The following is a 23,314-nucleotide window of genomic DNA, read 5'->3' on the forward strand; positions in this document are numbered from 1 at the left end:
ATGGAAAAATTATTTAACACAATAAGTATGATATTTGGAGTTATAGGCGGTTTTATTTGTAAGTGGCTAGGCGGTTCCGACTTACTACTTAAGACAATCATAGTACTTGTCATTTTGGATTATACAACAGGGGTAATCAAAGGAATTTATGAAAAGAACCTATCCTCAGAGATTGGTTTTAAGGGGATTTTAAAGAAAATCATGATTTTTATAGTTATTGCAACAGCCTGGACCATACAGAAGCTTCTTGGAGAAGCAATAGCCCTAAGGGAGATTGTTATCATGTTTTTTGTGGTAAATGAGGCTTTAAGCTTGCTTGAAAATGCTGCAGTATTAATACCCATACCAGATAAACTGAAAGAAACTTTATTGCAGATTAGAGATAAGGAGGACACTGAAAATGACAAATAAAGAGCTTATCACACAGATCGGAGCTGCAGCGGTAAAATATTACCCTACATACAAGATTTTGCCGAGCATGACAATTGCCCAGGCAATCCTTGAATCTAATTGGGGTAAGTCAGGGCTGGCGAAAGATTGTCACAATTACTTTGGTATGAAATGGACAAGCACATGTGGAACTGACTATAAAGAATATTCTACACAAGAGCAGCGGACAGATAAAACCTGGTATACAGTAAAGGCGAAGTTCCGGAAGTATGCCAATGTTGCGCAAGGCATCAAAGGGTATTACGATTTCCTTAATTACTCCAGATACAAAAATCTTAAAGGGGTTACAGATTATAGGGAATCCTGTTTCCTTATAAAAGAGAATGGATGGGCAACAGATGTATCCTACACTACCAAGCTTACTAAACTGATTAAGGACAACGACCTTTGGAAGTATGACTTGCAGGCTATCTACCCTAAGCCTCCTACAGGTACTATAAATCCAGATTCCAGCTTTCTATCAATAATCTGGCTACAGCACAATTTAAATATCTGTCTGGCCGGAGTTAAAGGGTTTGTATCCTTGGTAGTAGATGGAGATTACGGAGCTAAGACCAGAGCGGCATTGCTTCTTTATTGGAAACAGTTAGACTGGAAACCCGGAACCGGTTGGGGAGTTGGAGCTAATACAAAGAATGCACTTGTAGCTAGTACAAATAATTAAACAATGGGTGAGCGTTAAATTAGTATTTGGGTAATTCATTTCGAAAAGATTAAATGACTATGTCAATAGACATTTGTGTCTATTGACATTTTTTGGCTAATAGAGTAGTATTGACTTACTAAGTTAACAAATGTTGGAAAATTGCTATTGTATTTGGAGGCTAAAATTTATGAAAAAAAACACAAAGTTATTATATTGTATTCTAGGTAGTATTATTCTATCATTGTTAAACAGTTCTTTTTTAGAAAGAGCACGATTTGGTATATTCCCAAATGGATATGGAACAAGTTCGTTTGGTGTTTTTTTTATTCAGTTGACTAACATTTTATCTTTTAGTGGTTTTGTACTGTTAATAGTATTTACGATTTTATTAATTATACATAATATAATAAATGTAATTAGAGGAGTAAATGAAACTACAAGTAAATGATATCATGTAATCAAAAATATTTTTTTGATTATTTGAATATAAAACACAGGAGGATAAATATGAAACATAAAATGAAAATCGTTGCTTTTGCACTAGTACTTGCTATGGTATTTACTTTAGGTGCTCCTATGAAAAGTTATGCTGCAACTGAAACAGCGCCAGAAAACGCTAAAGTGGAATCAATTAACTTACTTGAATCAGAGGATGTTGTTATTAGTGATGTATTAACTTTTGAAGAGATAGCAACAGAATATGCGAAATCAAATCAAGTATCAATTGAGGAAGCAAAGAAAATTCTTGGAGCAGATTCAAGCAGCACCAATAATTCTGCAGCAAAAACAGCAGGAATAATAACGCCTTATGCAACTACTTACAGAACAATAACAAAAGAATTATACAGCGTTTACAGTTATTATAAACCCAAACTAGTATTTTATTGCCAAACCACTGAATCTGGTAGTTACATGGGTATTATACAGATACTTAATGTTGAGATGAACAGAATTAGTGGTGGCACTGTTAAGTCATTTACTGGAAATGTGTATGTTCATCTACAAAGCTCTTATGTCATTTATTATTCCGTAAATGGTGAGTTTTGGGATATCGGTGTACAATCAAGCACAGCTAGTGTTGGAATAACCGTAGGAGGAGTTTTAACTTTGACATTTAATTTAACTAATCCTTCATCATTTTTCTACTCTTTATTTGAACAAGATACAATAGTAACGCAGCATTAAGAAAGTTCAAGTTACTCATTATATACCTATAATAAAGATTGACTTTAAAAGGTCAGTCTTTATTTTTATAATTCATATAACCTTTTCCTATGTTTCTCGCAGAGATATGTTTGTATTTTTATTATCGTGTCTATTTGTATGTTCGGAAAACAGATAAAGAAAAAGAAAAGTCCCCAGACATCGCTCGTCTGGGGATTGGGGATGAACAAATATTGCTAAACTTCTTCAACTCTAGTATATCATATTTTAATTTATCACATCTCACAATCAATGTAAATATATTATATGCTATTGCAATTAGGAGGTCCGGACGGAGAGCTGGCAGCATCTCAGCGTTACCTCTCTCAGAGATATGTAATGCCTTATAATGAAGTAAAAGGAATATTAACAGACATTGGAACGGAAGAACTGGCACATATGGAAATTATCTGTGCTATCGTTCACCAGCTGACCAGAAATCTTACCATTGATGAAATCAAAGCTTCCGGTTTTGACACCTATTTTGTTGATCACACTGTTGGTCTCTGGCCTCAGGCAGCAAGCGGAACACCCTTTAGTGCAACCGTATTCCAGTCAAAAGGTGACCCGATTACAGACCTTCATGAGGATATGGCAGCAGAGCAGAAAGCCAGAACCACCTATGACAATATCCTTCGTATGATCAAAGACCCTGATGTAATTGATCCCATCAGATTCTTAAGGGAAAGAGAAATTGTTCACTTCCAGAGATTTGGTGAATCATTAAGAATCGTTCAGGATAACCTGGATTCCAAGAACTTCTATGCTTACAACCCGGCATTTGACAAATAAGAAATCATTCAGAAGGTCAAGGAGTAAGTAATTTTAAGGAAGGGGTATTCCCTTCCTTTTCAATATAAAATATCTTCTGGGTTAATAACCTAAAAAGGCTGAACAGGGATTATATTCTATGAGAACAAACCTGCTGAATCAGCAGGTTTATGTATATATTAGAATTATTAAAAAACTCTAAACATACTTGTATTTATTGCAAATTATGATACTATATATGACATATACTAATGTTGACAGACAATACGGACAAAATAACAACCGATAGAAGCGGATACAGGAGGTAATAGAATGGATTTTTTTGAAAAAGTAAGCGGCACTATTACAGAAAAAGGCAAGGAATTATCAAAGAAAGCCAAAGAGCTGGCAGATATTGCAAAGCTCAGCAATCAGGTAAGCAGTGAAAAAGATAAAATAAATAAAAACTACCTTGAAATTGGCCGTGCTTATTATAATGCACATGTAGCCGATGAGAATTATGATTATGAAGGCTTATGCGGAGAGATAACCGTCTCCATGGATAAAATAGCTCAGTTAAAAAAAGACATCCAGAGCTTAAAGGGAACGAAATTATGCGAGACCTGCGGCGTTGAGCTTTCGAAAGAGGCAGCCTACTGTTCCAGTTGCGGTGCTAAAGTAGAAGAAGTAGCAGAGGAAGAGGAAGTCGTAGAAGATATCATTCATGTTGTAGATGATGTTGTAGATGATGTTGTTGATGCTACAGAGGATGTTACAGAAGAAAAAGAATGATAATATATAAAGGAAAAAAGCTGATACATTACGTACAGCTTTTTTTCATATCTCATTTTATGATTTTTGTTATTCAAACACGAAATACTTATTTGACGGATAATTTAGTTGAACAATTGACCGTATTCCCGTATTGGTTTTTTCTCCGGGACAAATCATTATATACTAAAGGACAGCCTCGGATTCCGCTATTTTATTCTTAATGGTTTCTGATACATAAGCTGCGATGTCGTTTGACTTCATTCCTTTGTAATCCTCATAATACAGAGGTTTCAAATAATGAATCTGTACACTGGTCTTTTTGATGGAATGGGTATCGAACACCTTGTAGGAATCCAGAATAGCAATAGGGACTATAGGGCATTTGGCATTCATGGCAGATTTAAAGCTGCCGCCTTTAAATTCCTGAATCTGATTCCCATTTTTGGATCTGGTACCTTCGGGAAAGATAAGATAATTTTTTCCCTGTTTCACTTCTTCTGTAACCTCATTTAATACCTTTAAGGACTGTCTTACATCCTCTCTGACAATAAACTTGGAACCAAGTAAAGTGAAAACATCCCGAAGGAAAGGTATATTCTGAATTTCTATTTTCGATACGGTTGCAAAAGGCTTATCATGAGTCTCCAGGAGTAACAGGGCATCAAAAAGTCCCTGATGATTTCCGAAAAGGATATAACCGGATTCTTTTGGGAGGTTTTCGGTCCCGGTACAGGTTATATGTACCCCTCCTCGGCGGTTGGCCTTCACAGTCAACCGATGGAGAAAAGCATAACGGGTCTGTTCACTGTATTTCTCAGGATGTTTCTTATATTTGTTTAATAGATATAACCAGTAAGGCAGCTGAAAGATGCTCCTTAATACCATTACCAAGATTCTTTCCATAGTAACCTCCATCTGTATGCCTGAGCACACATTCTATCCGGATGTTGAAACTATCTTTTCTTTCAATCTATTATCTGTATAAGCACAAAATACTTGTGATACTTTTAAATAGTAGTTTGAAAAATGCAATGCATTTTAATCTGACATTCATGCATTGCAGAATTGTATTTGCATACTTGCAAGTTAACTTATAACTTCATGCTAGTAATAAATTACATGATATCATAGCCCTTTAACATGCGGGCTCTGCTTGGATGTCTTAATTTTCTTAAGGCCTTGGCTTCAATCTGACGGATACGTTCACGGGTTACGTTAAATTCCTTGCCAACTTCCTCAAGGGTTCTGGTTCTGCCGTCCTTTAAGCCGAAACGTAGGATGAGTACTCTCTGCTCTCTTTCGGTAAGGGTCTCTAAAAGCTTGGAAATCTGATCCTGTAATACGGAATAGGAAGCAGCGTCTTCAGGTCCCATGATAGAATCATCCTTGATAAAGTCGCCTAAATGGCTGTCATCCTCTTCACCAATAGGAGTATCCAGGGAAATGGGGTCTGCGGATACCTTCAGGATTTCTCTTACCTTTTCAATAGGCAGCTTCATTGCATCTGCAATCTCCTGCTCGGAGGGCTCACGGCCTAAGCTCTGTAAAAGACTTCTGGATACACGATATGTCTTGTTAATAACTTCAGACATATGTACCGGAATACGTATGGTTCTGGACTGATCGGCTATGGATCTTGTGATAGCCTGACGAATCCACCAGGTAGCATAAGTACTGAATTTATAGCCTTTGCTGTAATCAAATTTATCAACGGCTTTAATAAGACCTAAGTTACCCTCCTGAATTAAATCAAGGAAAGAAAGACCACGGCCTACATAACGCTTTGCAATGCTGACAACCAGCCTTAAGTTGGACTCAGCAAGTACCTGCTTGGCATGGGCATCACCTTCTTCAATTTTCTTGGCAAGTTCAATCTCTTCTGCCACGGATAATAAGGGATAACTACCGATTTCCTTCAGGTACAGTTTTACAGGGTCATCAGACATGGTGCCGATCATGGATAAATCATCAAAATCCAATAGTGCGGCTTCATCGCTGTCTTCTAACTCCAGTATAATCTCATCATCAGGTTCATCCTCTTCAATGGGATTTAAGATGACAATGTTATGTGCCTCAAGATACTCATATATTTTATCGATTTGCCTTACATCAAGGTTCATCTCTTTAAAAAAATCGTTGACCTTCCCTACATCCACTACACCTTTATTGTCATTGGCATAGGACAGTAGTTCTTTAAGTCTTTCTTCAAAATTATGTGTTGCTTCGCTCATCATATTCCTCCATGGGTCTCATTGTTGCACAATACGATAAAAAAAGAAACCCTTTACAAAATTAAGTGCCCCAAGTCTAGTATGATTAATCATGGGACATTTCATGCAAAATATTTAGTAAATAAGTTTCATGGGACGAAATTACCACCAAATATCATTATAGCACAGGCTGTCCGATAAGAAAAGATAAATTTTATCACAAAAACCGAAATAACACGAAAAAGGTACAAGAGATTATCCTGTCCAAACATCTTTAGAATAAAATATGTGACAGGCCATCAAAATATCCATTAAAAATAAAATGTCATTGTTCCACTTGGGTAGAACTGGTTTTTAATATCTTTCTATAATCGTATTGATTTAAAGTCTTTACCGTCTTGACAAAGGTATTCCTTATAAATTATGCTGAAGTTATTAATTTCCAGCAATTAAATTTTAAAAGGAGGATTTTCCATGCCCTATATAAGTACAAAAACCAACATTGCAATAACCAAAGAGAAAGAACTTATCATAAAAGAAAAACTAGGTAAGGCTATCGCTATTATACCCGGGAAAAGCGAAAACTGGCTTATGCTGTCCTTTGAAGGAGGCGCAAGCCTCTATTTTCAGGGAAATGCTGATAAGCCCATTGCTTTTGTTGAAGTGAAACTCTTTGGAAAAGCAGACAGTAATTCCTATAACAAGCTCACCTCTGAGATTACGAACATCTTAGAAGAGGAGCTTCATATTGAACCAGGCAAAATATATGTAAAGTATGAAGAGGTAAGCCACTGGGGCTACAACGGTAACAACTTCTAGTGTTGAGTTTTCAGGCATACCCTTGTTTAAGGATATGTGTGGTAATCAATAGAAGCAAAAAACTATATCGAGGGACAGCTGCCAAAAGTTGCAGCTGTCCTTCTTTGGTGAGTGATTAGCGTGAATTCAAGGCAGCTCACACTTCTTATTTGGCAGTACCGCAAGCGGCTTGCGGTAAACATTGGGGGGAATGTGATTTATTGAACCACGAAAGTCACACCTGATTTATGGCAGAACCATATCTGCTAGCTAATACGGTAAGGCAAGAGGTGTTGGTGTGGTCGGTTTACGCGCAGGGTTACATAGGCGGAAGCCCGAAATAATTGAGCAATCCCTGATAAATAGCATAAGCAAAGTCATACTGTCTGTTTTCTAACTTCTGTGCGTCATTGTAATTCGTAATATATCCAAGTTCTATCAGAACGGCAGGCATATTAGTTCTTCTTAATACATACAGAGAGGGATTGATACGCACACCGTTGTTGTAAGTATCCAGCCGGTCTACGATAGCCAGAAGAATACGTTCCGCCAGATAGTAGGACTGGGAATAATTCTCGTATACATAACATTCTGTTCCATTTAGGGCGGGATTGTCACTTGCATTACAGTGGATACTTAAGAAATAATCTGCAGGCCAGGTATTGGCAAGACGTACCCGTTCTGCAAGACTGGAGGTGTTACTGTAGCCTAACACCTGTTCCGGACTGGTTCTGGAGGTGCGGGCTTCAAATCTGGGGTCGCCATTTAAGATATTTGCCAGATAAATACCTACCTGATAGGTAATATCCTGCTCTCTTAATCCGAACCCCTCTGCACCTGCATTGATTCCCTGGGGATTATGGCCCTGATCTATAAAAATTCGAATAGCCAAGATAATGCTCCTTTAATATCTATTATTACATCATATTCCGGGATCTGTAATTTGCTACTGAATAGCGTGGATTTTTCCATTGAGATTCTTTGCACAGATTTGCTGTGATAAAAAGGATGGAAGGTCTTGACAGCGGTACTGGAAGGAGTATAATGTGAAATGTGCATATGCACATATTAACGGAGAAATTAACAGCCAAGCAGAGATGGGAGATAAAGGTTATTTGTTCTGTATCAGAGCAAGTTGCTGATATCCGCAGAAAGGAGCTTTCCTTGCCAGGAAATGAGAAATGCAGATTTGTATGTGCAGAATATAAATACAGCTCTATAGAGCCTGCAGCAGAAGGAAAGGAATACACAGAACTTCAGATGGATGAGATGGAGGCATTGAGGTTATGTGACTTTGAAGGGATGGACCAGGAAATGGCAGCCCATAGCATGAATGTATCCAGAGGCACTCTCCAGCGTATTTTGTACTCTGCAAGGCATAAGGTTACCGAAGCCCTAATTGAAAACAAGGGTATAGTTATATCAGGGGGAAACTATAAGGTTTCTACCGGCTGCAGATGCAGCATGAGATGTAAAAAATGCAGAAAAGAGGTCACAGAGAATGAGTGAGACATACGAGACACAAAGCAGCTGCGGAGACAGCTGTTCAAGCTGTCAGGCTACCTGCTCCTCCAGAAAAGGAGAACAGCAGGACTTAAAGGAACCCTTGAATCCATACAGCAAAGTAAAAAAGGTTATCGGAATCGTAAGCGGTAAAGGCGGAGTGGGAAAGTCCTTTGTCACTTCCTATTTAAGTGTACTGCTCAACAGAGAAGGATATAATACCGCAATCCTGGATGCAGATATCACAGGGCCGTCAATTCCGAAAGCCTTTGGTATACACAGCAAAGCCCAGGGGAATGAAATGGGTATATTTCCATCCATCAGTAAGACGGGCGTAAGAGTCATGTCCGTTAATCTGCTGCTTGAGACAGAGGATACACCTGTTATCTGGAGGGGACCGGTTATAGCAGGAACTGTAAAGCAATTCTGGTCAGATGTTATCTGGGATGATGTGGATTATATGTTTGTAGATATGCCACCCGGTACGGGTGATGTTCCCCTGACTGTGTTTCAGTCCCTGCCCGTAGACGGCATTATTATTGTGACTTCTCCTCAGGAACTGGTATCCATGATTGTATCCAAGGCCGTTAACATGGCAGAGGCTATGAACGTTCCGATTCTTGGGTTGGTGGAGAATTACAGTTATCTGGAATGCGGAAATTGCGGAGAAAGAATAAGTGTATTCGGGAAAAGTCATGTGAATGAAACGGCTGAGAAGTTCAAGCTGCCCGTACTTGGAAGAATTCCAATCAATCCTGCTATAGCAGAATCTGTGGATGGAGAAAAAATTGAAGAGTTAAGTGGTGACTGGTTAAAGGATGCCGTAGGTGCTTTAAAGGGTCTTCTGTCAGAACAAAAGAAAGCCGAAAATACCTCTTTTATTCGCTTGGCTGTACCTACAGACGGCAGTAATAACGTTTTTGGTCATTTTGGAAAAGCAAAAGAATTCACGCTCTATGAAATAATAGATGGCAAACTGGCAGGAAAGACCTTGCTGACCTCTGCCGGAGAGGGACACGGACAGTCCATAGAGCTTATGAGAAAAGAGAAGATCAATACGGTTCTTTGTGGCGGTATCGGCATGGAAGCCATGGAAGGTCTCATGAATAACGGGATACTTGTAGTGCCGGGAGCAACAGGTGACGCTGATGTAGCAGCGGCAGCTTATCTGGACGGAAGTTATAAAAGCGGCGATTATGCAGCTGAAAGTCAGTCAGTCTGTTCCTGTAATTCACAAGGACATAAGGAACAGAATGATTGCGGGTGCAATTCCGATGGCTGTAACTGTCAATAAAATATGAAAGGTTATTTCTTATCAAGCAGAGTGCCACGTTTAACGGCATCAGAGCCGAATTTTTCCCGGATGCTGTCAAGGGCTTTATCAAGTTTCTCCTTTTTAACATCTACTTCATAATCAAAGAGGGAAAGCTGGGTATAGTCTTCCTCCTCCTTCAGCTTGCTGGCTCTTACGCCAAGAAGTCTTAAGGGAGCACCTTTCCAGGCTTCCCTTAAGAGTTTACAGGCACTTTGGTATATGGTATCTGTGGTGTTGGCAGGTGAGAGAAGGGTTTCCTGGTGAGAGGAGTTATTAAAGTCACAGTCTCTCATTTCAACAGTGATACAGGCTGCTCGTACATTATCCTTACGAAGCCTGGTCCCGACGGTCTCACTTAAGGAAAGCAGAATTTCTTTGGCACTTTCCATATCCGTGACATCAGCAGCCAGAGTGATACTGTTGCCGTAACCTTTGCTGGCAGCCGGACTGCTTTCTACAGGTCTTGTATCAATCCCCCTGGAATACGCATAAATCAGCTCTCCATGCTTCCTGCCTAAGTGGGCTTTTATGATAGCAGGGTCAGTGGCGGCGATGTCTCCGATGGTCTTAAGCCCAAGGCTTCTCAAGATTCGGGCAGAAGACCGTCCCACGAAGAAAAGTTCATTCAAAGGAAGGGGCCACATTTTCTTTTCGATTTCATGAGGAAACAGGGTATGTATTTTATCCGGTTTTTCAAAATCAGAAGCCATTTTTGCCAGCAGTTTATTGGAGGAGATACCGATATTTACCGTAAAGCTCAGTTCTTCCCTTACTCTTTTGGCGATTTCTTCTGCCAGCGTTAAGGGATCTTTGGCAGCGGGGATTCCGGTCATATCAAGAAAGGCTTCATCAATGGAAAAGGGTTCAATCGCTGGTGTATACTGATTTAATAAATTCTTTAAGGACTTGGAGTACTGTTCGTAAAGGCCGTGGTTTGGGGGTACCAGATAGAGGGAAGGACATTTCTTAAGGGCATGAACCACCGGTTCGCCGGTATTGATTCCGAATGCTTTGGCGGGATGGGATTTGGCAAGAATAACGCCATGCCGTTTTGATAGATCACCGCCGATTGCAGAAGGAATCGTACGGATATCGAAAGTATCCCCTTGCGCCAGCCGGTGCACAGCCTCCCAGCTTAAGAAGGCAGAATTAACGTCTATGTGAAATATAATTTTATCATACATAATGCTCTGCCTTCCTCCGGGAATCTATCAATTGATCGAGCTAAAAGCTAAATAACATAAAGTTTTGAAATATATTAAGGCTTTGGTCTTTTGATAACATTAATCTTGTGGGTATCCCATGAATGTTCTCAACATTAGCTTGTACTATTATAGCACAAACATGTATTCGGGGTAAATACCGGAAAGCGGATTCTGTCTGCGAATCTTTGACAATGAAATAACAATTAAAAAGGAATACCGAAAAATTTATTTTCTTTTTCGGACAAATAGGTTATAATATCTAGAGGTTTTTATTTCAAGTAAACAAACTCACACAAATGGAGGTATGGATATGCTAGTTTCAGCAAAAGAAATGCTTACTAAAGCAAAGGCCGGACATTACGCAGTAGGCCAGTTCAATATTAATAACTTAGAGTGGACAAAGGCAGTTCTTTTAACTGCTCAGGAATTAAATTCACCTGTAATCCTTGGCGTTTCTGAAGGTGCTGGTAAATATATGTGCGGATATAAAACCGTTGCAAGTATGGTATCAGCTATGATAGATGAATTAAAGATCACTGTTCCCGTTGCTCTTCATTTAGATCACGGCAGCTACGAAGGTGCTTTCAAATGTATCGAAGCTGGATTCTCTTCCATCATGTTCGATGGCTCCCACTATCCTATCAATGAGAACATTGAGAAGACAACTGAATTAGTTAAAATCTGTGCTGAGAAAGGACTTTCTCTGGAAGCAGAAGTTGGTTCTATCGGCGGTGAAGAAGACGGCGTTGTTGGTGCTGGTGAAATTGCAGATCCTAACGAGTGTAAATCCATCGCAGACCTTGGTGTAACAATGCTTGCAGCAGGTATCGGTAACATTCATGGAAAATACCCTGAGAACTGGGCTGGTCTTAACTTCGATGCTTTAGATGCTATCCAGCAGTTAACAGGAGATATGCCTTTAGTACTTCACGGTGGTACAGGTATCCCTGAAGATATGATTAAGAAAGCAATCTCTCTTGGTGTTGCTAAGATCAATGTTAATACAGAGTGCCAGCTTACTTTTGCAGCTGCAACACGTAAGTACATTGAAGATGGAAAAGACCTTTCCGGAAAAGGTTTTGATCCTCGTAAGCTTTTAGCTCCCGGTTTTGAAGCAATCAAAGAAACTGTTAAAGAGAAGATGGAACTTTTCGGCTCTGTAAATAAAGCTTAATTTATTGCATTATACCTTTAATAGGTTATAAACATAAAGATGCTTTCGCGTAATATGAATTATTAATAAAAGAGAAGGTGCCGCAGTATTATAATAAATACTGCGGCACCTTCTTTCCTTCTGTTTGGGTAACTGGTATTTTTTTGTGTATATTTTATAACCATTTTATTTCCCCTGAATCTTTACCAATCTCAATAACCTGGATTGGAATAAAGTTCTGTTTCTCCCGGAGGATACTTTCATCATAAAAATTAATGCAACATTATTAATGTCAGCTTTCATCGGATTACAAGAACAGATGCAACATTAATGAAACGATTAAGCACTATTATTAGAGATAAATGCACAAAATATTGACAGGATAAATAGAATAACCTATAATAGCACCAGTCAACAAAATGCATTGCAACTTATTTTGAAATTAAGTAAAATAATGAAAGAAAAATGGCAACAGTGAAAGGAGACAAGAAAGTGGGATATTTAGAGAAATATAAGCAGTGGACAACAGATGAGTACTTTGATGCGGAAACCAGAAATGAGCTCTTGGCCCTTGAAGGTAATGACGGTGAAATCAAAGACCGTTTCTATAAAGACCTTGAATTTGGTACAGGAGGACTTCGCGGAGTATTAGGCGCTGGAAGCAACCGTATGAATCTCTATACTGTAAGAAAAGCAACACAGGGTCTTGCCAACTTTATCATAAAGCAGGGTGGACAAGAGAAGGGAGTTGCCATTGCTTACGATTCCAGAAGAATGTCTCCGGAATTCGCAGCAGATGCGGCACTTTGCCTTAATGCAAACGGTATAAAGTCATATGTATTTGAATCCTTAAGACCTACACCGGAACTTTCCTTTGCTCTCAGAGAATTAGGCTGTATCTCAGGTATTGTAATAACTGCCAGCCATAACCCGCCGGAATACAACGGTTATAAGGTGTATTGGGAGGATGGCGCGCAGATAACTTATCCCAAAGATGTAGAAATAATCAGTGAAGTAAATGCCATCACAGACTATTCTGCGGTTAAGACCATGGATTTAGAGACTGCAAAGGAAAAAGGCCTCTATCATACCATAGGTACAGAGATTGATGACAGATATATGGAAGAGCTTAAGAAATTAGTGGTAAATCCTATTGCTGAAGCGTGCAAGGATATGAAAATCGTATACACACCTCTTCATGGTACCGGTAACCTTCCTGTAAGACGAATATTAAAGGAACTTGGGTTTACCAAGGTATACGTAGTACCAGAGCAGGAACTGCCCGATGGTAATTTCTCCACGGTAGGATATCCTAATCCTGAAGACCCCAAGGTATTTACCCTTGCAAAGAAACTGGCAGACGAAGTGGGTGCGGATATTATCCTTGCGACAGATCCTGATGCTGACAGACTTGGTGTTCAGGTAAGAGGAACCGATGGAGAATTCGTACTGCTTACCGGAAATATGTCAGGTGCCCTCATTGCAGAGTATGTATTTTCACAGAAGGCTGCCCATAATACACTTCCTGCAAATGCAGCCCTTATTAAGACAATCGTTACCGGTAATATGGCTGACAGAATTGCTGCCCACTACCATGCTGAATTAATCGAAGTACTTACCGGTTTTAAATATATCGGAGAACAGATTAAATTGTTTGAAGAGACCGGCTCCAATGAGTATGTATTTGGCTTTGAAGAAAGCTATGGCTGTCTGATTGGTACGCATTCCAGAGATAAGGATGCTGTTGTAGCGGTTATGACTTTATGTGAAGCAGCGGCTTATTATAAATCCCAGGGCATCACTCTTTATGAGCAGATGAACCGTGTATTCGAGAAATACGGATACTTTAAAGAGGATCTTGTTTCCGTAACCTTAAAGGGTATCGAGGGCATGGAAAAGATTAAAGAAATCATGGGTAATTACCGTAAGAATCCGGTGAAAGAAGCTGGCGGATTAAAGGTATTAAAGTTCAGGGATTATGAGAAGGATACGATAACAGATCTGACAACAGGTGCTGTAACACCTACAGGGCTGCCCAAATCAGATGTACTGTATTTTGATCTGGAGGAGGATGCCTGGTGCGCAGTTAGACCTTCCGGTACAGAACCTAAGATTAAATTTTATTTTGGCGTAAAGGGGACCAGTCTTTCAGATGCGGCTGAAAAGCTTGATAAACTGGTGCATGATGCTGCATTTGCAGTGGGATGAGGATATAGATTTAGGGAATAGAACGTTGTGAAGTAATGTGCTAATTGGTGGTTTTTTTAACAAGGGGACGGCAAACCGCACAAAGCAGAAAAACTCATGCTTCAATTCCAAGGTATAAGAAGTCCTAATTCTCTGGATAGTTTGTGCTGGGCATAATATAAAACCGATAACTCGCTACGCTCAGACAATCGGTTTTATATTATAGCACAAAATAGCCAGAGAAAGGACTTCTAATACCTTTCCATAGGCGCATTCGTTCTTCTGCTTTGTGCGATTTGCCTGAAATCATGTGGAAAAAGTTTTGGCACTTGGATCATGGCATTGATTGCTATAAACTAGGAATTAACTGTAAAAAAATAATAAGTAATAAAAAGTAATAAGTAATAAAAAATATAAGTAATAAAAAATATAAGTAATAAAAAATATAAGTAATAAAAACAAATAAGTAATAAATAATAATTATAACAAACAAATAATAAGAAGTAACAATTAAAGCAATCTCCTTTTCCATAATTATAAGAAAAGAGGGATTGCTTTATTGTTATATAAGTTAATGTGTAGTTTAGTCTAAAGAACTGAATAAATATGTCATAGTTGAAAGAACTGAATAGATACTGTATTACTGCAAATATATAAGTAAAATTCGATAATCCGTTAGTAAGAATTCTTCTGAGTTGATAGTTTATACCTTAGGATAACAAATATCAGCTAATCATATCTTTACAGTTTCTGTCCGCAGTTTCCGCAGAAGTTGGCACCGGTGGTTTTCGCTCCGCAGTTAGGACAGAAGTTAGGTTTTGTGCCGTTACTGGAGCCTGAGGTCTTGGTCGTCTGGTTGTTCATTTGTTCAAACACCTGATTTGCTATATTGAGACCCATCATCATACCGGCCATATCGGAAGCCAAGCCACTGCTTTTGTTGTTTCCGGAGAACATGCCGTCTGTTACTTTAACCTGCTGATAGCGGTTAATATCGCCAATCATATTATAGGAGGCATTCTTATTAATCATTGCCTGTATTTCTTCCGGATAGGTAAAGCTCATTATCTGAAAGCCCGATACGGTAAGACCGGTGTCAAAGAGCTGCATATCCAGATCGGTTTTGATGCCGGCTGCAATATCGAAGGAATTGCTTTGCAGATTGAACATGTCTTTCCCTTCTTTTGCAATCCATTTCATCAGGAGCTGGTCTAAGAGGGCGGTTATACGAAGCTTTACATCCTCTACCAGATAACTTTCCCTTATGCCTGCAACCTTATCGATAAGCTTCACGTAATCCTTTACGCGGAACTGGAAGGTTCCGTTGGCACGTACTGGCATACCACCGGGCAGGGAGGGAGCTGGTATATTGATTGCATTTTTTGTTCCCCATTTAACAGTGAACTCCTTGGTATTTATAAAGAGGACCTCGGCCCTCATACCGCTGTTGAAACCGAATTTAAAGCCGCTTAAGGTTGACAGGAAAGGAATGATCTGAGACTCGATGTCATAATCACCTTCATCCTTAAAGATACCCTCCACTTTGCCATTAAAGAGGAATATGGCATCCTGACCCGGGCGGATTATAAGTTTACTGCCTTTTTTGATTTCCCGGTTACTCCATTTCCAAAATATCATATCCTCTCTGAATTCTTCCCATTCCACTACATTGGATAATTGTTCTTTAAAGAAACCCATTAGTTGTCATCCTTTCTTGTTATGAAGTATTGATATGTTATTAGAAGCTTCTTCCGCCGCCGCTGTGCGAGTGTCCGCCGCTGGATACACCGCCGCCACCGCTGCTCCGGCCACCGCTATTGTTATCGTTTGTTGGTTTTTTCACTCTTGTAGTTGTTGTACGAAGATAATCGTCACGGTGATCTGTCAGACCGGAGCGGCCTTCATCCAGATAGGTTCGGCCCTGAGCTGTCATTCTGCCGCCGGAATTCGCCGCCATGACCCCAACGGAAATTCCGCCGATAACAAGAGCAATCACTAATTGTACGACTGTGTTATAGAGTGGATTCTCTTCTTTTTCTCCGTAATAATTACTTGGTCCGTTATAGCTGGATTCACCGTAATTTCCGGAACCGGTGCTGCCGTTGGAATTGGTATTGCCCGAAGCCGGAGTCTCTTTGACGCCTTTGCTTTCATTCATGTAATATGCTGATTGCTTAGCAAATTCCAGAAAGGCATCTCTATATTCACCATTCTTTAATATTTTTGTGATATCGTCGAGCATGTATTCTATGCGGTCGTTGTTAACATAATATTCTGCCTGACCGTAACCCTGTATTTCCACCCAGCGATTGTTCTCCTCCATGTTGACAAGGAGCATTACGGTATCGCCGTATTCTTTGTCATAACCAAATTTCATCTCATCATAGAAATCCTCCATGTAGTTTTGGGCAGTTTTTCCGTCTAGAGTCGAGGTGGTTATCATTATAATATCTGCCTTGGCTTCTTCACTGTACTCCAGGCAGGCAGCTTTTAAGGAATCGGCTTCTTTCTCTGTAAAGAGACCATAATTGTCAAACAAGTATTGCTTCTTGTTTTCTGTTCCGGACTCAGCTTGTGCATCCGTCACTGTCTCAGCAGCGGCTGATTCTTCTTCTGAGGCTGCCGATGCTTTGGTGGTCTTATCTGCTGAAGCCATAACCGTCATAGGGCTTAGCAAGGTAACAGTAAGTAAGGCTATGAAGAGAAGCAGCAGTCCTTTTACAAAAGGCAATCGAAAAATATTATTTCCTATCATAGCAGAGGACCTCCTGTCAGTAGTGCTATAAGCTTGATAATAGCAAAGGAAGCCGCACTGATACCGGCAAACCAGCCGGCAATTTTGGCAGCACTTAAAGGAGGTTTGCCTACAATCTTACCCGTCTGTCCATTCATCGCAAAAGTATGCTCTGACTTTTTATAATCATAACATACCATCCAGACGGGGAAAAGGGCGTATTCGGCATTCTGCGTATGGATACGGATATCCTTGTTATTATACGTGGTGGAAGAATAACCGCTTATTGTCTGTCTAAGGTAACTGTCCACATAATCCTGAACCCTGGATTCTACCCGGGGAAACATCTCACCGGCATCATAGTTATATTTTTCTGCCAGATACCCTGCAAGATATGGCATGTTAAAGGACTTTAGATCCTTATAATGATAAGGTTCCAGCTTATCCATCATCTTGTCATTCATTTTCTCAGAGGCATCGGTGGGAACCTTGAGATAATTAAGGTTCACTTTACGGTATACACGGTAATAGTCTGTTTCCGTATAAATATAATCGCCGCGGGTATAAGTTCTGACTTTGGTACAGGTAGCATCAGCAGTACCGATTCCATTCAGATCATAGAGCCAGAAAGGGACATAGATACCGGTAATACTCTTGATTCTGTCCGCTGTCATAAAGCCGCTTGGGGTTAACAACCCTTTTTTGCACCATTTCTTAAAAGCTGCCTGTGCCTCTTCTTTGTTAATGGCAAAGGGTATAACCAGAGAGGGAGCGAAACTACCTGAAAGGCGGTCTGAGAGAACTACTCCCGCACCGCAGAAACTGCAGGTGGTGGCTGTGGTATCCTGATCGGTTATCAGTACAGCTCCGCAGTTATTGCAATGATATTCATGTACCTCTGCTCCGTGGTCAAAAGCCTCTTTGTAAGAAGCAGACTCCTGATGTGTATGTTTATGGTCCCTGGCGTTCTTGTCGCCGGACATTTCCTCAATGTTCATGTTGGTGCCGCAGCTCTCACAATGCAGCTTTCCTATAGTGCTGTCAAAGGCCATATCAGCACCGCAGCTCGGGCACTTATATTGCACAACCATATGATACCTCCCAATTGGATCATCTAACTAATTATATTACAAATAATCTTTGCTGCCAATCCTTCTGTCCTAATTTCATCGGAAGATACCATAGAAATAATTTCTGAAAAAGGTAATACATAGAAGGGAAGGAGCAGACTAATATCATATAATTAGTTCCCTTACGCGAAAACAGCGGCTTAAAGCCGCTATTTTCATTTGTTTTAAGAATAAGTTTAAACTTTTTATAAGGCAGTTCTGCAAGGGTTTATTCCTGCGATGTGCCTGTGTTTAACTGATTTGTGGCAGTACCTCATCTCCAAACAGTACAGTGAGTTGGGTATTTGGGCTGTGATAAACTTCAGTCCCGGATACGACAGTGAATAAATTCTTCTATTTGTTAAGGCTTGCTTTTAATGCTGCTAACTCATCTTCAACAGCTGCATTTTCACTATACTTCTTCGTAAGATCTTTAATTGAGGCATCAGGGCCGCTGTGGTTAAGCTCAGCCATGGCATTTGCCTTATCCAGTGCTTTGTCAGCCATCTCTTCGTATCTGGAGAAGCTTGCGATGGAATCGTTAGCGGAAGATACAGAGGAGGTCATCTTATTAATACGCTCCTGCGTCTTTGCAACGGCAAGTTTTCCTTTGATCATTTCTTTTCTGGATTCCAGTTCATTGATATCAGAAACCAGCTTATCATGCATTTCCCTCATATGATTCGCATTGGTATTTGCCAGATTAAAGGATTCCTGCAAGCCGTTTAATTTAGAAGTAAGTGAAGCCTTCTGCTCCAGAAACTTTCTTGCATCCTCTTCGTTTTCTGCTTCCAGAGCCTTCACTGCATAGGACTGCATTCTTGTGATTTCTTCCTTGCATTCATCCAAAGTTCTTTTTGCTCTTTGCTCCTCTGCCATTATAGCTGCTGTTTCAGCTTTTACCTTATTTAAATCGCTGTTTAAATTTCTTAAACACTGGTCTATCATCTTCTCAGGATCTTCTGCTTTGTCCAGAAGTGCATTTATATTACTGGACATAATATCTCTGAATCTTGTTAAAATACCCATTATAAACCCTCCGTTCAGTTGGTTTCCATTTATTGTTTGCATCATCAGTTTAGCGTTTTCTGCGCTTTTAGTCAAGTTAAAATATGGTTAAAAACCTAACGGAAACATTAGAAACATTAAAAAAACCAATGTTTGGATGAAATGAGCGTTGACAGGTTACCTTCGGTGTTGTACATTATTTATGTAATATTAATGCAAAATTAATGGAAGACATATGATTGCTTTATGGTGCATTTATATTCATATATGAAAAGCAATGCAAGAATATGAGACAAAGAGCACATTATGAATTGAGTCAAGCTATAGTATGAAAAAATGCATAGTATAAAATTAAGATAGAGTTTTCAGTACTATATCAGGAATGTCTGTCCCGGACCAGATTTTCGAAAGAGGTTTTGCGGGAGACAAAAAGCATTTTCAACTACTGCTTCAGGTAAAACAATCAAAGCTTTGTTATTTACGAAAGGGGTTATTATGAATTTAAAACAGATTGCAGATAGAGGAATCATTGATTTCGGTAATTTATACCGTATTGGAAAAGTAATGAGAAAAGCCCAGGCAGGAGAGAATATAGCAATAGGAATGATAGGAGGCTCCATCACCCAGGGTTCCCTTTCCAGTAGCCCAAAGACCTGTTACGCCTATTTGGTATATGAGTGGTGGGTAAATAAATTCAGCAACAGCAACATTCAGTATGTAAATGGAGGTATCGGCGGAACTACTTCACAATTTGGAGTGGCAAGAGTAGAGGAAGATCTGCTGTGCCATAGACCGGATTTTGTCATTACGGAATTCAGTGTAAATGATACGAACAATCTTTTCTTTCAGGAGACTTATGAGGGATTGGTCAGAAGAATATTGACCTATGAAAACGAACCAGGGCTACTGATTCTTAATAATGTATGTTATAATGATGGGACCAATGCCCAGGAGGTCCATAATGAGGTTGGTGCTTACTATAAGCTGCCCATGGTGAGTATTAAGAACAGTGTGTATAAAGAAATCGAAGAAGGCAGGCTGTCAGGGCCTGATATTACACCGGATGATCTGCATCCCAATGATAAAGGACACAGGCTGGTAGCCGACGTTGTGATTAATATGCTGGAGGAAATCTATAAGAAGGTTATTTATGAGGGTACAGAAAAGGGATATTTCTTACCGGAGAAACCGCTGACCGCCAATCGTTATATGGACTCCCTTCGTATTAACAACAAAAACGCAGAGCCAGTATCCAAAGGATTTGTAAAAGATACTACGGTACAGGAGAATATTACTGAATTTTTCAGGAATGGTTTTTCTGCTGAAAAAGTAAATGACACTATTCATTTTGAGGTAGAAGGCAGGAATATTGCCGTTCAGTATAGAAAAACTGTAAAAAGAACAGCGCCTGTTGCTGTAGCTATCGTTGACGGTAAGAAAGATAGCCCGGTTATATTAGATGCTAATTTTGAAGAGGATTGGGGTGATTGCCTGTATCTTCAAAATCTGCTGACAGGCGGGGAAAAGAAGAAACATACAGTAGATATTACGGTTACAGAGGCTGATGAGACAAGCAAGCTGGATTTTTACCTGGTATCTGTAATTGTATCTGACAGGTAATTTCGTCAATACAACATCTGAAAGCGGATGGGGCATGAAATGGGAGTTGGTATGAAGCAGATGAATAAGTATGTTTACCAGGAGGTAACAAGTTGAGAAAGATAACAATACAGGATGTGGCAAAGGAACTTAACCTGTCCCGTAACACTGTTGCGAAAGCACTGAATAACAGTGACACGGTAGCATATGAAACCAGGTATGTAGTAATTAAGAAAGCTTATGAAATGGGGTATTCAAAGCTTTCTCCCACTGTTCTAAACGAATTCAAGATAAAGGACAGACTTGAGAGGGTCAGGACAGTAGTTGTATTTGCAAGAAGAGAATTATCAACCTTCTGGAACCGGATCATAATGGGAATCTCAGATGAATTGAACAAAAATAACTGCAAACTGCAGTTGAATTTTATCAGTGAAGAAGATGAGGCAAATTATATAGCACCTCTTGACATGGATACAGAGATGAGTGGTATCATTATCTTGAATGTCTTTAACAAAGGGTTCTTGGAATTAATACTGAAAAGAGATGTGCCGGTGGTATTCTTAGACGGGCCCAGCAATGTTCATGAAATAACCTCAATGGGTGATGTTGTATTATTTGAGGGGTATCATTCTACCAGAAGCATAACGGAGCACTTGCTAAGCCAGGGAAACAGGCGGATTGCTTTTATTGGAGACATTACGTATTGCAAAACCATTAAGGACCGTTACGAGGGTTATCTTGCGGCCCTTTCAGGTTATGGAATCGAACCCGAAGATCAGTTTGTAATTAACCGGCACGTGGAACACAAGTATTACAAACAGGAAGAAGTCAGCGTTGAACTTGGAAAATTAAAAGAATTGCCCGAAGCTATTGTATGTGCCAATGATGACATTGCCAAAGATGTCATGCTCTGCCTCAAGAGAAAAGGGGTAAAAGTGCCACAGGAAGTAGCGGTAACCGGTTTTGATGACAAGGAAGAGGTTGAGCTCTTATCGCCGTCCCTTACATCTGTTCATATCGGAAATCAAAGGATGGGGAGAAGACTGGTACAGCAATTGATCTGGAGAATCGATAATATGGATTTGCCGAAGGAAATATTAACGGTGAATACGGAAATCGTAATCAGAGAATCTTCCATCAGAAAAGGTAATTCCTAAAGAAGAACTCTTTCTTCTTTGTCAGTAATAAACAATGAATAAAGACAGAATGATTCCAAATACTTAAGTTAATTGAGACATTGACAGAACATCAATTAAGTCCTGAAGAATTGGAATCATTTTTATGCCGTTTTTTTCGCAAATACTTGCATTTGGTAGAGAATTATAGTACATTTTTACTTAGTGCCGTAGAAGCGGTTTCTTATAAACGGGGTGATGCCCTGCATGATGTGAAGGATAGAATATATGTGGATAGCAGACGGTTGGAAAGATTATGAAGTTATAGATACATCAAACGGTGAGAAATTGGAGCGTTGGGGGGAGTATGTCCTTGTACGTCCGGATCCTCAGGTTTTGTGGAATACAGAGAAAAAAGCGGCAGGCTGGAAGAAACCCAATGCCCATTACCACCGAAGCAGCAAAGGTGGCGGTGAGTGGGAGTTCTTTGATCTGCCAAAGGAATGGAAGATTCATTACAAAGATATGGTTTTCCATCTGCAGCCCTTTAATTTTAAGCATACAGGCTTGTTTCCGGAACAGGCTACCAATTGGGACTGGTTTGGTGACCTTATAAGAAAAGAAAAAGCAAAACATCCGGAGAAGGAGATTAGAGTTCTTAATCTTTTTGCTTATACGGGCGGCGCTACCATTGCAGCAGCCAAAGCAGGCGCCAGTGTAACTCACGTGGATGCGTCAAAGGGTATGGTCACCTGGGCGAAAGAGAATGCTGCCTTATCGGGGCTTTCTGATGCACCCATCCGTTATATTGTTGATGACTGCGGGAAGTATGTAGAACGTGAAATCAGAAGAGGGAATTTTTATGATGCCGTAATCATGGACCCGCCTTCTTATGGAAGAGGACCAAAAGGCGAGATTTGGAAGATTGAAGAAAGCATTCACCCTTTTGTTAAATTGTGTACAGGAGTGTTAAATAAGAATCCACTGTTTTTCCTGATAAATTCGTATACAACCGGACTACAGCCTGCGGTGCTTGCCTATATGCTGGGAATCGAACTTCAAAGTAAGTTCGGAGGGAAAATTGAAGCAGAGGAAATCGGATTGCCTGTAACCTCCAATAAATTGGTACTTCCCTGCGGAGCCTCGGGGCGCTGGAGCAATGTATAAGCAGTAATGCTGATAGATGAGAGGATAGGATGAGATGAGAAGAAGAACCGCAGTAGTAATATGCAGTTTCATTATCATAGCAAATATTTTGGGATTTGTGCTCATTAACAGATTTCCTTCTTATAATTTAAGATCTGCTGAAAATGGAGTGTTATCACTGACAGACTGGGATACTTCCGAGAGAGGACTTTTAACCGCCGGAGGTATCTGGAAATTGGGGGAACTTATAACTCCAAACAAAAAGGAAGATACATTTATACAATATAAGCATCTGAAAAGATATGTTAAGGTACCGGATGATTGGAGGGATTATGAGGAATATACAAGTAATCCCTTTCTTTCGGTACCTTTCGTTTAGTAGCGGAACTTCCTGAGGGCGGAAGTTATG

The 23,314-nt window shown here is 39.8% G+C and carries 22 protein-coding genes and 1 pseudogene; 15 read left to right on the forward strand and 8 right to left on the reverse strand.

Annotated elements, in window-relative coordinates:
* The 5 genes from R2R35_RS14265 (at position 1) to R2R35_RS14285 (ending at position 3,841) form a co-directional block, all read left to right on the forward strand.
* On the forward strand, positions 1–411 hold the full coding sequence (locus tag R2R35_RS14265; protein WP_317730501.1) for a phage holin family protein: 411 nt from the start codon (positions 1–3) through the stop codon (positions 409–411).
* Positions 401–1,114 (forward strand): glucosaminidase domain-containing protein, encoded by a 714-nt coding sequence (locus tag R2R35_RS14270; protein ID WP_317730502.1) that lies wholly within the window; start codon positions 401–403, stop codon positions 1,112–1,114. Before R2R35_RS14265 ends, R2R35_RS14270 begins: the two co-directional genes overlap by 11 nt.
* A gap of 489 nt (positions 1,115–1,603) precedes the next feature.
* Positions 1,604–2,281, forward strand: a complete 678-nt coding sequence (locus tag R2R35_RS14275; RefSeq protein ID WP_317730503.1) for a hypothetical protein — start codon at positions 1,604–1,606, stop codon at positions 2,279–2,281.
* Positions 2,282–2,566: 285 nt separating this feature from the next.
* Positions 2,567–3,091 carry a manganese catalase family protein gene (locus tag R2R35_RS14280; protein WP_317730504.1) on the forward strand — a complete coding sequence of 175 codons (525 nt, stop codon included), beginning with the start codon at positions 2,567–2,569 and terminating at the stop codon, positions 3,089–3,091.
* Between the two features lie 291 nt (positions 3,092–3,382).
* Entirely contained in the window at positions 3,383–3,841 is a 459-nt protein-coding gene (locus R2R35_RS14285; protein ID WP_317730505.1) for a hypothetical protein, read from the forward strand.
* Between the two features lie 165 nt (positions 3,842–4,006).
* Here R2R35_RS14285 and R2R35_RS14290 read toward each other — a convergent pair whose 3' ends face one another.
* Together R2R35_RS14290 and rpoD are read right to left on the reverse strand one after the other, a co-directional pair.
* Positions 4,007–4,726, reverse strand: a complete 720-nt coding sequence (locus R2R35_RS14290; RefSeq protein ID WP_317730506.1) for a lysophospholipid acyltransferase family protein — start codon at positions 4,724–4,726, stop codon at positions 4,007–4,009.
* Positions 4,727–4,938: 212 nt separating this feature from the next.
* Positions 4,939–6,054 carry an RNA polymerase sigma factor RpoD gene (rpoD, locus tag R2R35_RS14295; protein WP_033163910.1) on the reverse strand — a complete coding sequence of 372 codons (1,116 nt, stop codon included), beginning with the start codon at positions 6,052–6,054 and terminating at the stop codon, positions 4,939–4,941.
* A gap of 453 nt (positions 6,055–6,507) precedes the next feature.
* On the opposite strand from rpoD, the gene R2R35_RS14300 reads away from it, so the two are divergent.
* Complete coding sequence (locus tag R2R35_RS14300) at positions 6,508–6,852, forward strand: phenylpyruvate tautomerase MIF-related protein (protein ID WP_317730507.1); 345 nt, start codon at positions 6,508–6,510, stop codon at positions 6,850–6,852.
* A gap of 298 nt (positions 6,853–7,150) precedes the next feature.
* On the opposite strand, the gene R2R35_RS14305 is transcribed toward R2R35_RS14300, so the two are convergent.
* The gene (locus R2R35_RS14305; RefSeq protein WP_317730508.1) at positions 7,151–7,723 is read right to left on the reverse strand and encodes an N-acetylmuramoyl-L-alanine amidase family protein; all 573 of its coding nucleotides are present in this window, start codon (positions 7,721–7,723) and stop codon (positions 7,151–7,153) included.
* A gap of 167 nt (positions 7,724–7,890) precedes the next feature.
* Here R2R35_RS14305 and R2R35_RS14310 point away from each other — a divergent pair, with 167 nt between their 5' ends.
* The 3 genes and pseudogenes from R2R35_RS14310 (at position 7,891) to R2R35_RS24590 (ending at position 9,628) form a co-directional block, all read left to right on the forward strand.
* Positions 7,891–8,340, forward strand: a complete 450-nt coding sequence (locus R2R35_RS14310; RefSeq protein ID WP_317734796.1) for a DUF134 domain-containing protein — start codon at positions 7,891–7,893, stop codon at positions 8,338–8,340.
* A pseudogene (locus tag R2R35_RS24585) lies at positions 8,333–9,169 on the forward strand (P-loop NTPase); the annotation flags it as partial. The gene R2R35_RS14310 and the pseudogene R2R35_RS24585, both read left to right, overlap by 8 nt.
* Before the next feature lie 51 nt (positions 9,170–9,220).
* The gene (locus R2R35_RS24590) at positions 9,221–9,628 is read left to right on the forward strand and encodes a NifB/NifX family molybdenum-iron cluster-binding protein (protein ID WP_334309129.1); all 408 of its coding nucleotides are present in this window, start codon (positions 9,221–9,223) and stop codon (positions 9,626–9,628) included.
* Positions 9,629–9,639: 11 nt separating this feature from the next.
* Here the strand turns inward: R2R35_RS24590 and R2R35_RS14320 are convergent, their stop codons facing one another.
* Complete coding sequence (locus R2R35_RS14320; protein WP_317730510.1) at positions 9,640–10,833, reverse strand: DNA polymerase Y family protein; 1,194 nt, start codon at positions 10,831–10,833, stop codon at positions 9,640–9,642.
* A 331-nt stretch (positions 10,834–11,164) separates the two neighbouring features.
* Here R2R35_RS14320 and fba point away from each other — a divergent pair, with 331 nt between their 5' ends.
* Both fba and R2R35_RS14330 read left to right on the forward strand, forming a co-directional pair.
* Positions 11,165–12,028, forward strand: coding sequence for a class II fructose-1,6-bisphosphate aldolase (fba, locus tag R2R35_RS14325; RefSeq protein ID WP_317730511.1), 864 nt, complete (start codon positions 11,165–11,167; stop codon positions 12,026–12,028).
* A 471-nt stretch (positions 12,029–12,499) separates the two neighbouring features.
* Positions 12,500–14,215: a phospho-sugar mutase gene (locus R2R35_RS14330; RefSeq protein ID WP_331670132.1), complete on the forward strand. Its 1,716-nt coding sequence runs from the start codon at positions 12,500–12,502 to the stop codon at positions 14,213–14,215.
* A gap of 720 nt (positions 14,216–14,935) precedes the next feature.
* Here R2R35_RS14330 and R2R35_RS14335 read toward each other — a convergent pair.
* From R2R35_RS14335 to R2R35_RS14350, 4 genes are all read right to left on the reverse strand, one after another.
* Entirely contained in the window at positions 14,936–15,892 is a 957-nt protein-coding gene (locus R2R35_RS14335) for an SPFH domain-containing protein (protein ID WP_317730515.1), read from the reverse strand.
* Positions 15,893–15,932: 40 nt separating this feature from the next.
* Positions 15,933–16,949 (reverse strand): TPM domain-containing protein, encoded by a 1,017-nt coding sequence (locus R2R35_RS14340; RefSeq protein WP_317730516.1) that lies wholly within the window; start codon positions 16,947–16,949, stop codon positions 15,933–15,935.
* Entirely contained in the window at positions 16,946–18,019 is a 1,074-nt protein-coding gene (locus tag R2R35_RS14345; protein ID WP_317730517.1) for a hypothetical protein, read from the reverse strand. Before R2R35_RS14345 ends, R2R35_RS14340 begins: the two co-directional genes overlap by 4 nt.
* Positions 18,020–18,391: 372 nt before the next feature.
* Positions 18,392–19,066 (reverse strand): PspA/IM30 family protein, encoded by a 675-nt coding sequence (locus tag R2R35_RS14350; protein ID WP_317730518.1) that lies wholly within the window; start codon positions 19,064–19,066, stop codon positions 18,392–18,394.
* Positions 19,067–19,540: 474 nt separating this feature from the next.
* Between R2R35_RS14350 and R2R35_RS14355 the strand changes: the two genes are divergently transcribed.
* The 4 genes from R2R35_RS14355 (at position 19,541) to R2R35_RS14370 (ending at position 23,284) form a co-directional block, all read left to right on the forward strand.
* On the forward strand, positions 19,541–20,665 hold the full coding sequence (locus tag R2R35_RS14355; protein ID WP_317730519.1) for an SGNH/GDSL hydrolase family protein: 1,125 nt from the start codon (positions 19,541–19,543) through the stop codon (positions 20,663–20,665).
* Between the two features lie 92 nt (positions 20,666–20,757).
* Positions 20,758–21,801 (forward strand): LacI family DNA-binding transcriptional regulator, encoded by a 1,044-nt coding sequence (locus R2R35_RS14360; protein WP_317730520.1) that lies wholly within the window; start codon positions 20,758–20,760, stop codon positions 21,799–21,801.
* A 246-nt stretch (positions 21,802–22,047) separates the two neighbouring features.
* A complete protein-coding gene (locus tag R2R35_RS14365; protein ID WP_317730521.1) occupies positions 22,048–22,926 on the forward strand; it encodes a class I SAM-dependent methyltransferase in 879 nt (292 codons plus the stop codon).
* 34 nt (positions 22,927–22,960) lie between these two features.
* Positions 22,961–23,284, forward strand: a complete 324-nt coding sequence (locus tag R2R35_RS14370; RefSeq protein ID WP_317730522.1) for a hypothetical protein — start codon at positions 22,961–22,963, stop codon at positions 23,282–23,284.
* Positions 23,285–23,314 lie beyond the last annotated feature (30 nt).

Origin of the sequence: Anaerocolumna sp. AGMB13020, assembly GCF_033100115.1 — a bacterium.
In the GTDB taxonomy this organism is placed as follows: domain Bacteria; phylum Bacillota; class Clostridia; order Lachnospirales; family Lachnospiraceae; genus Anaerocolumna.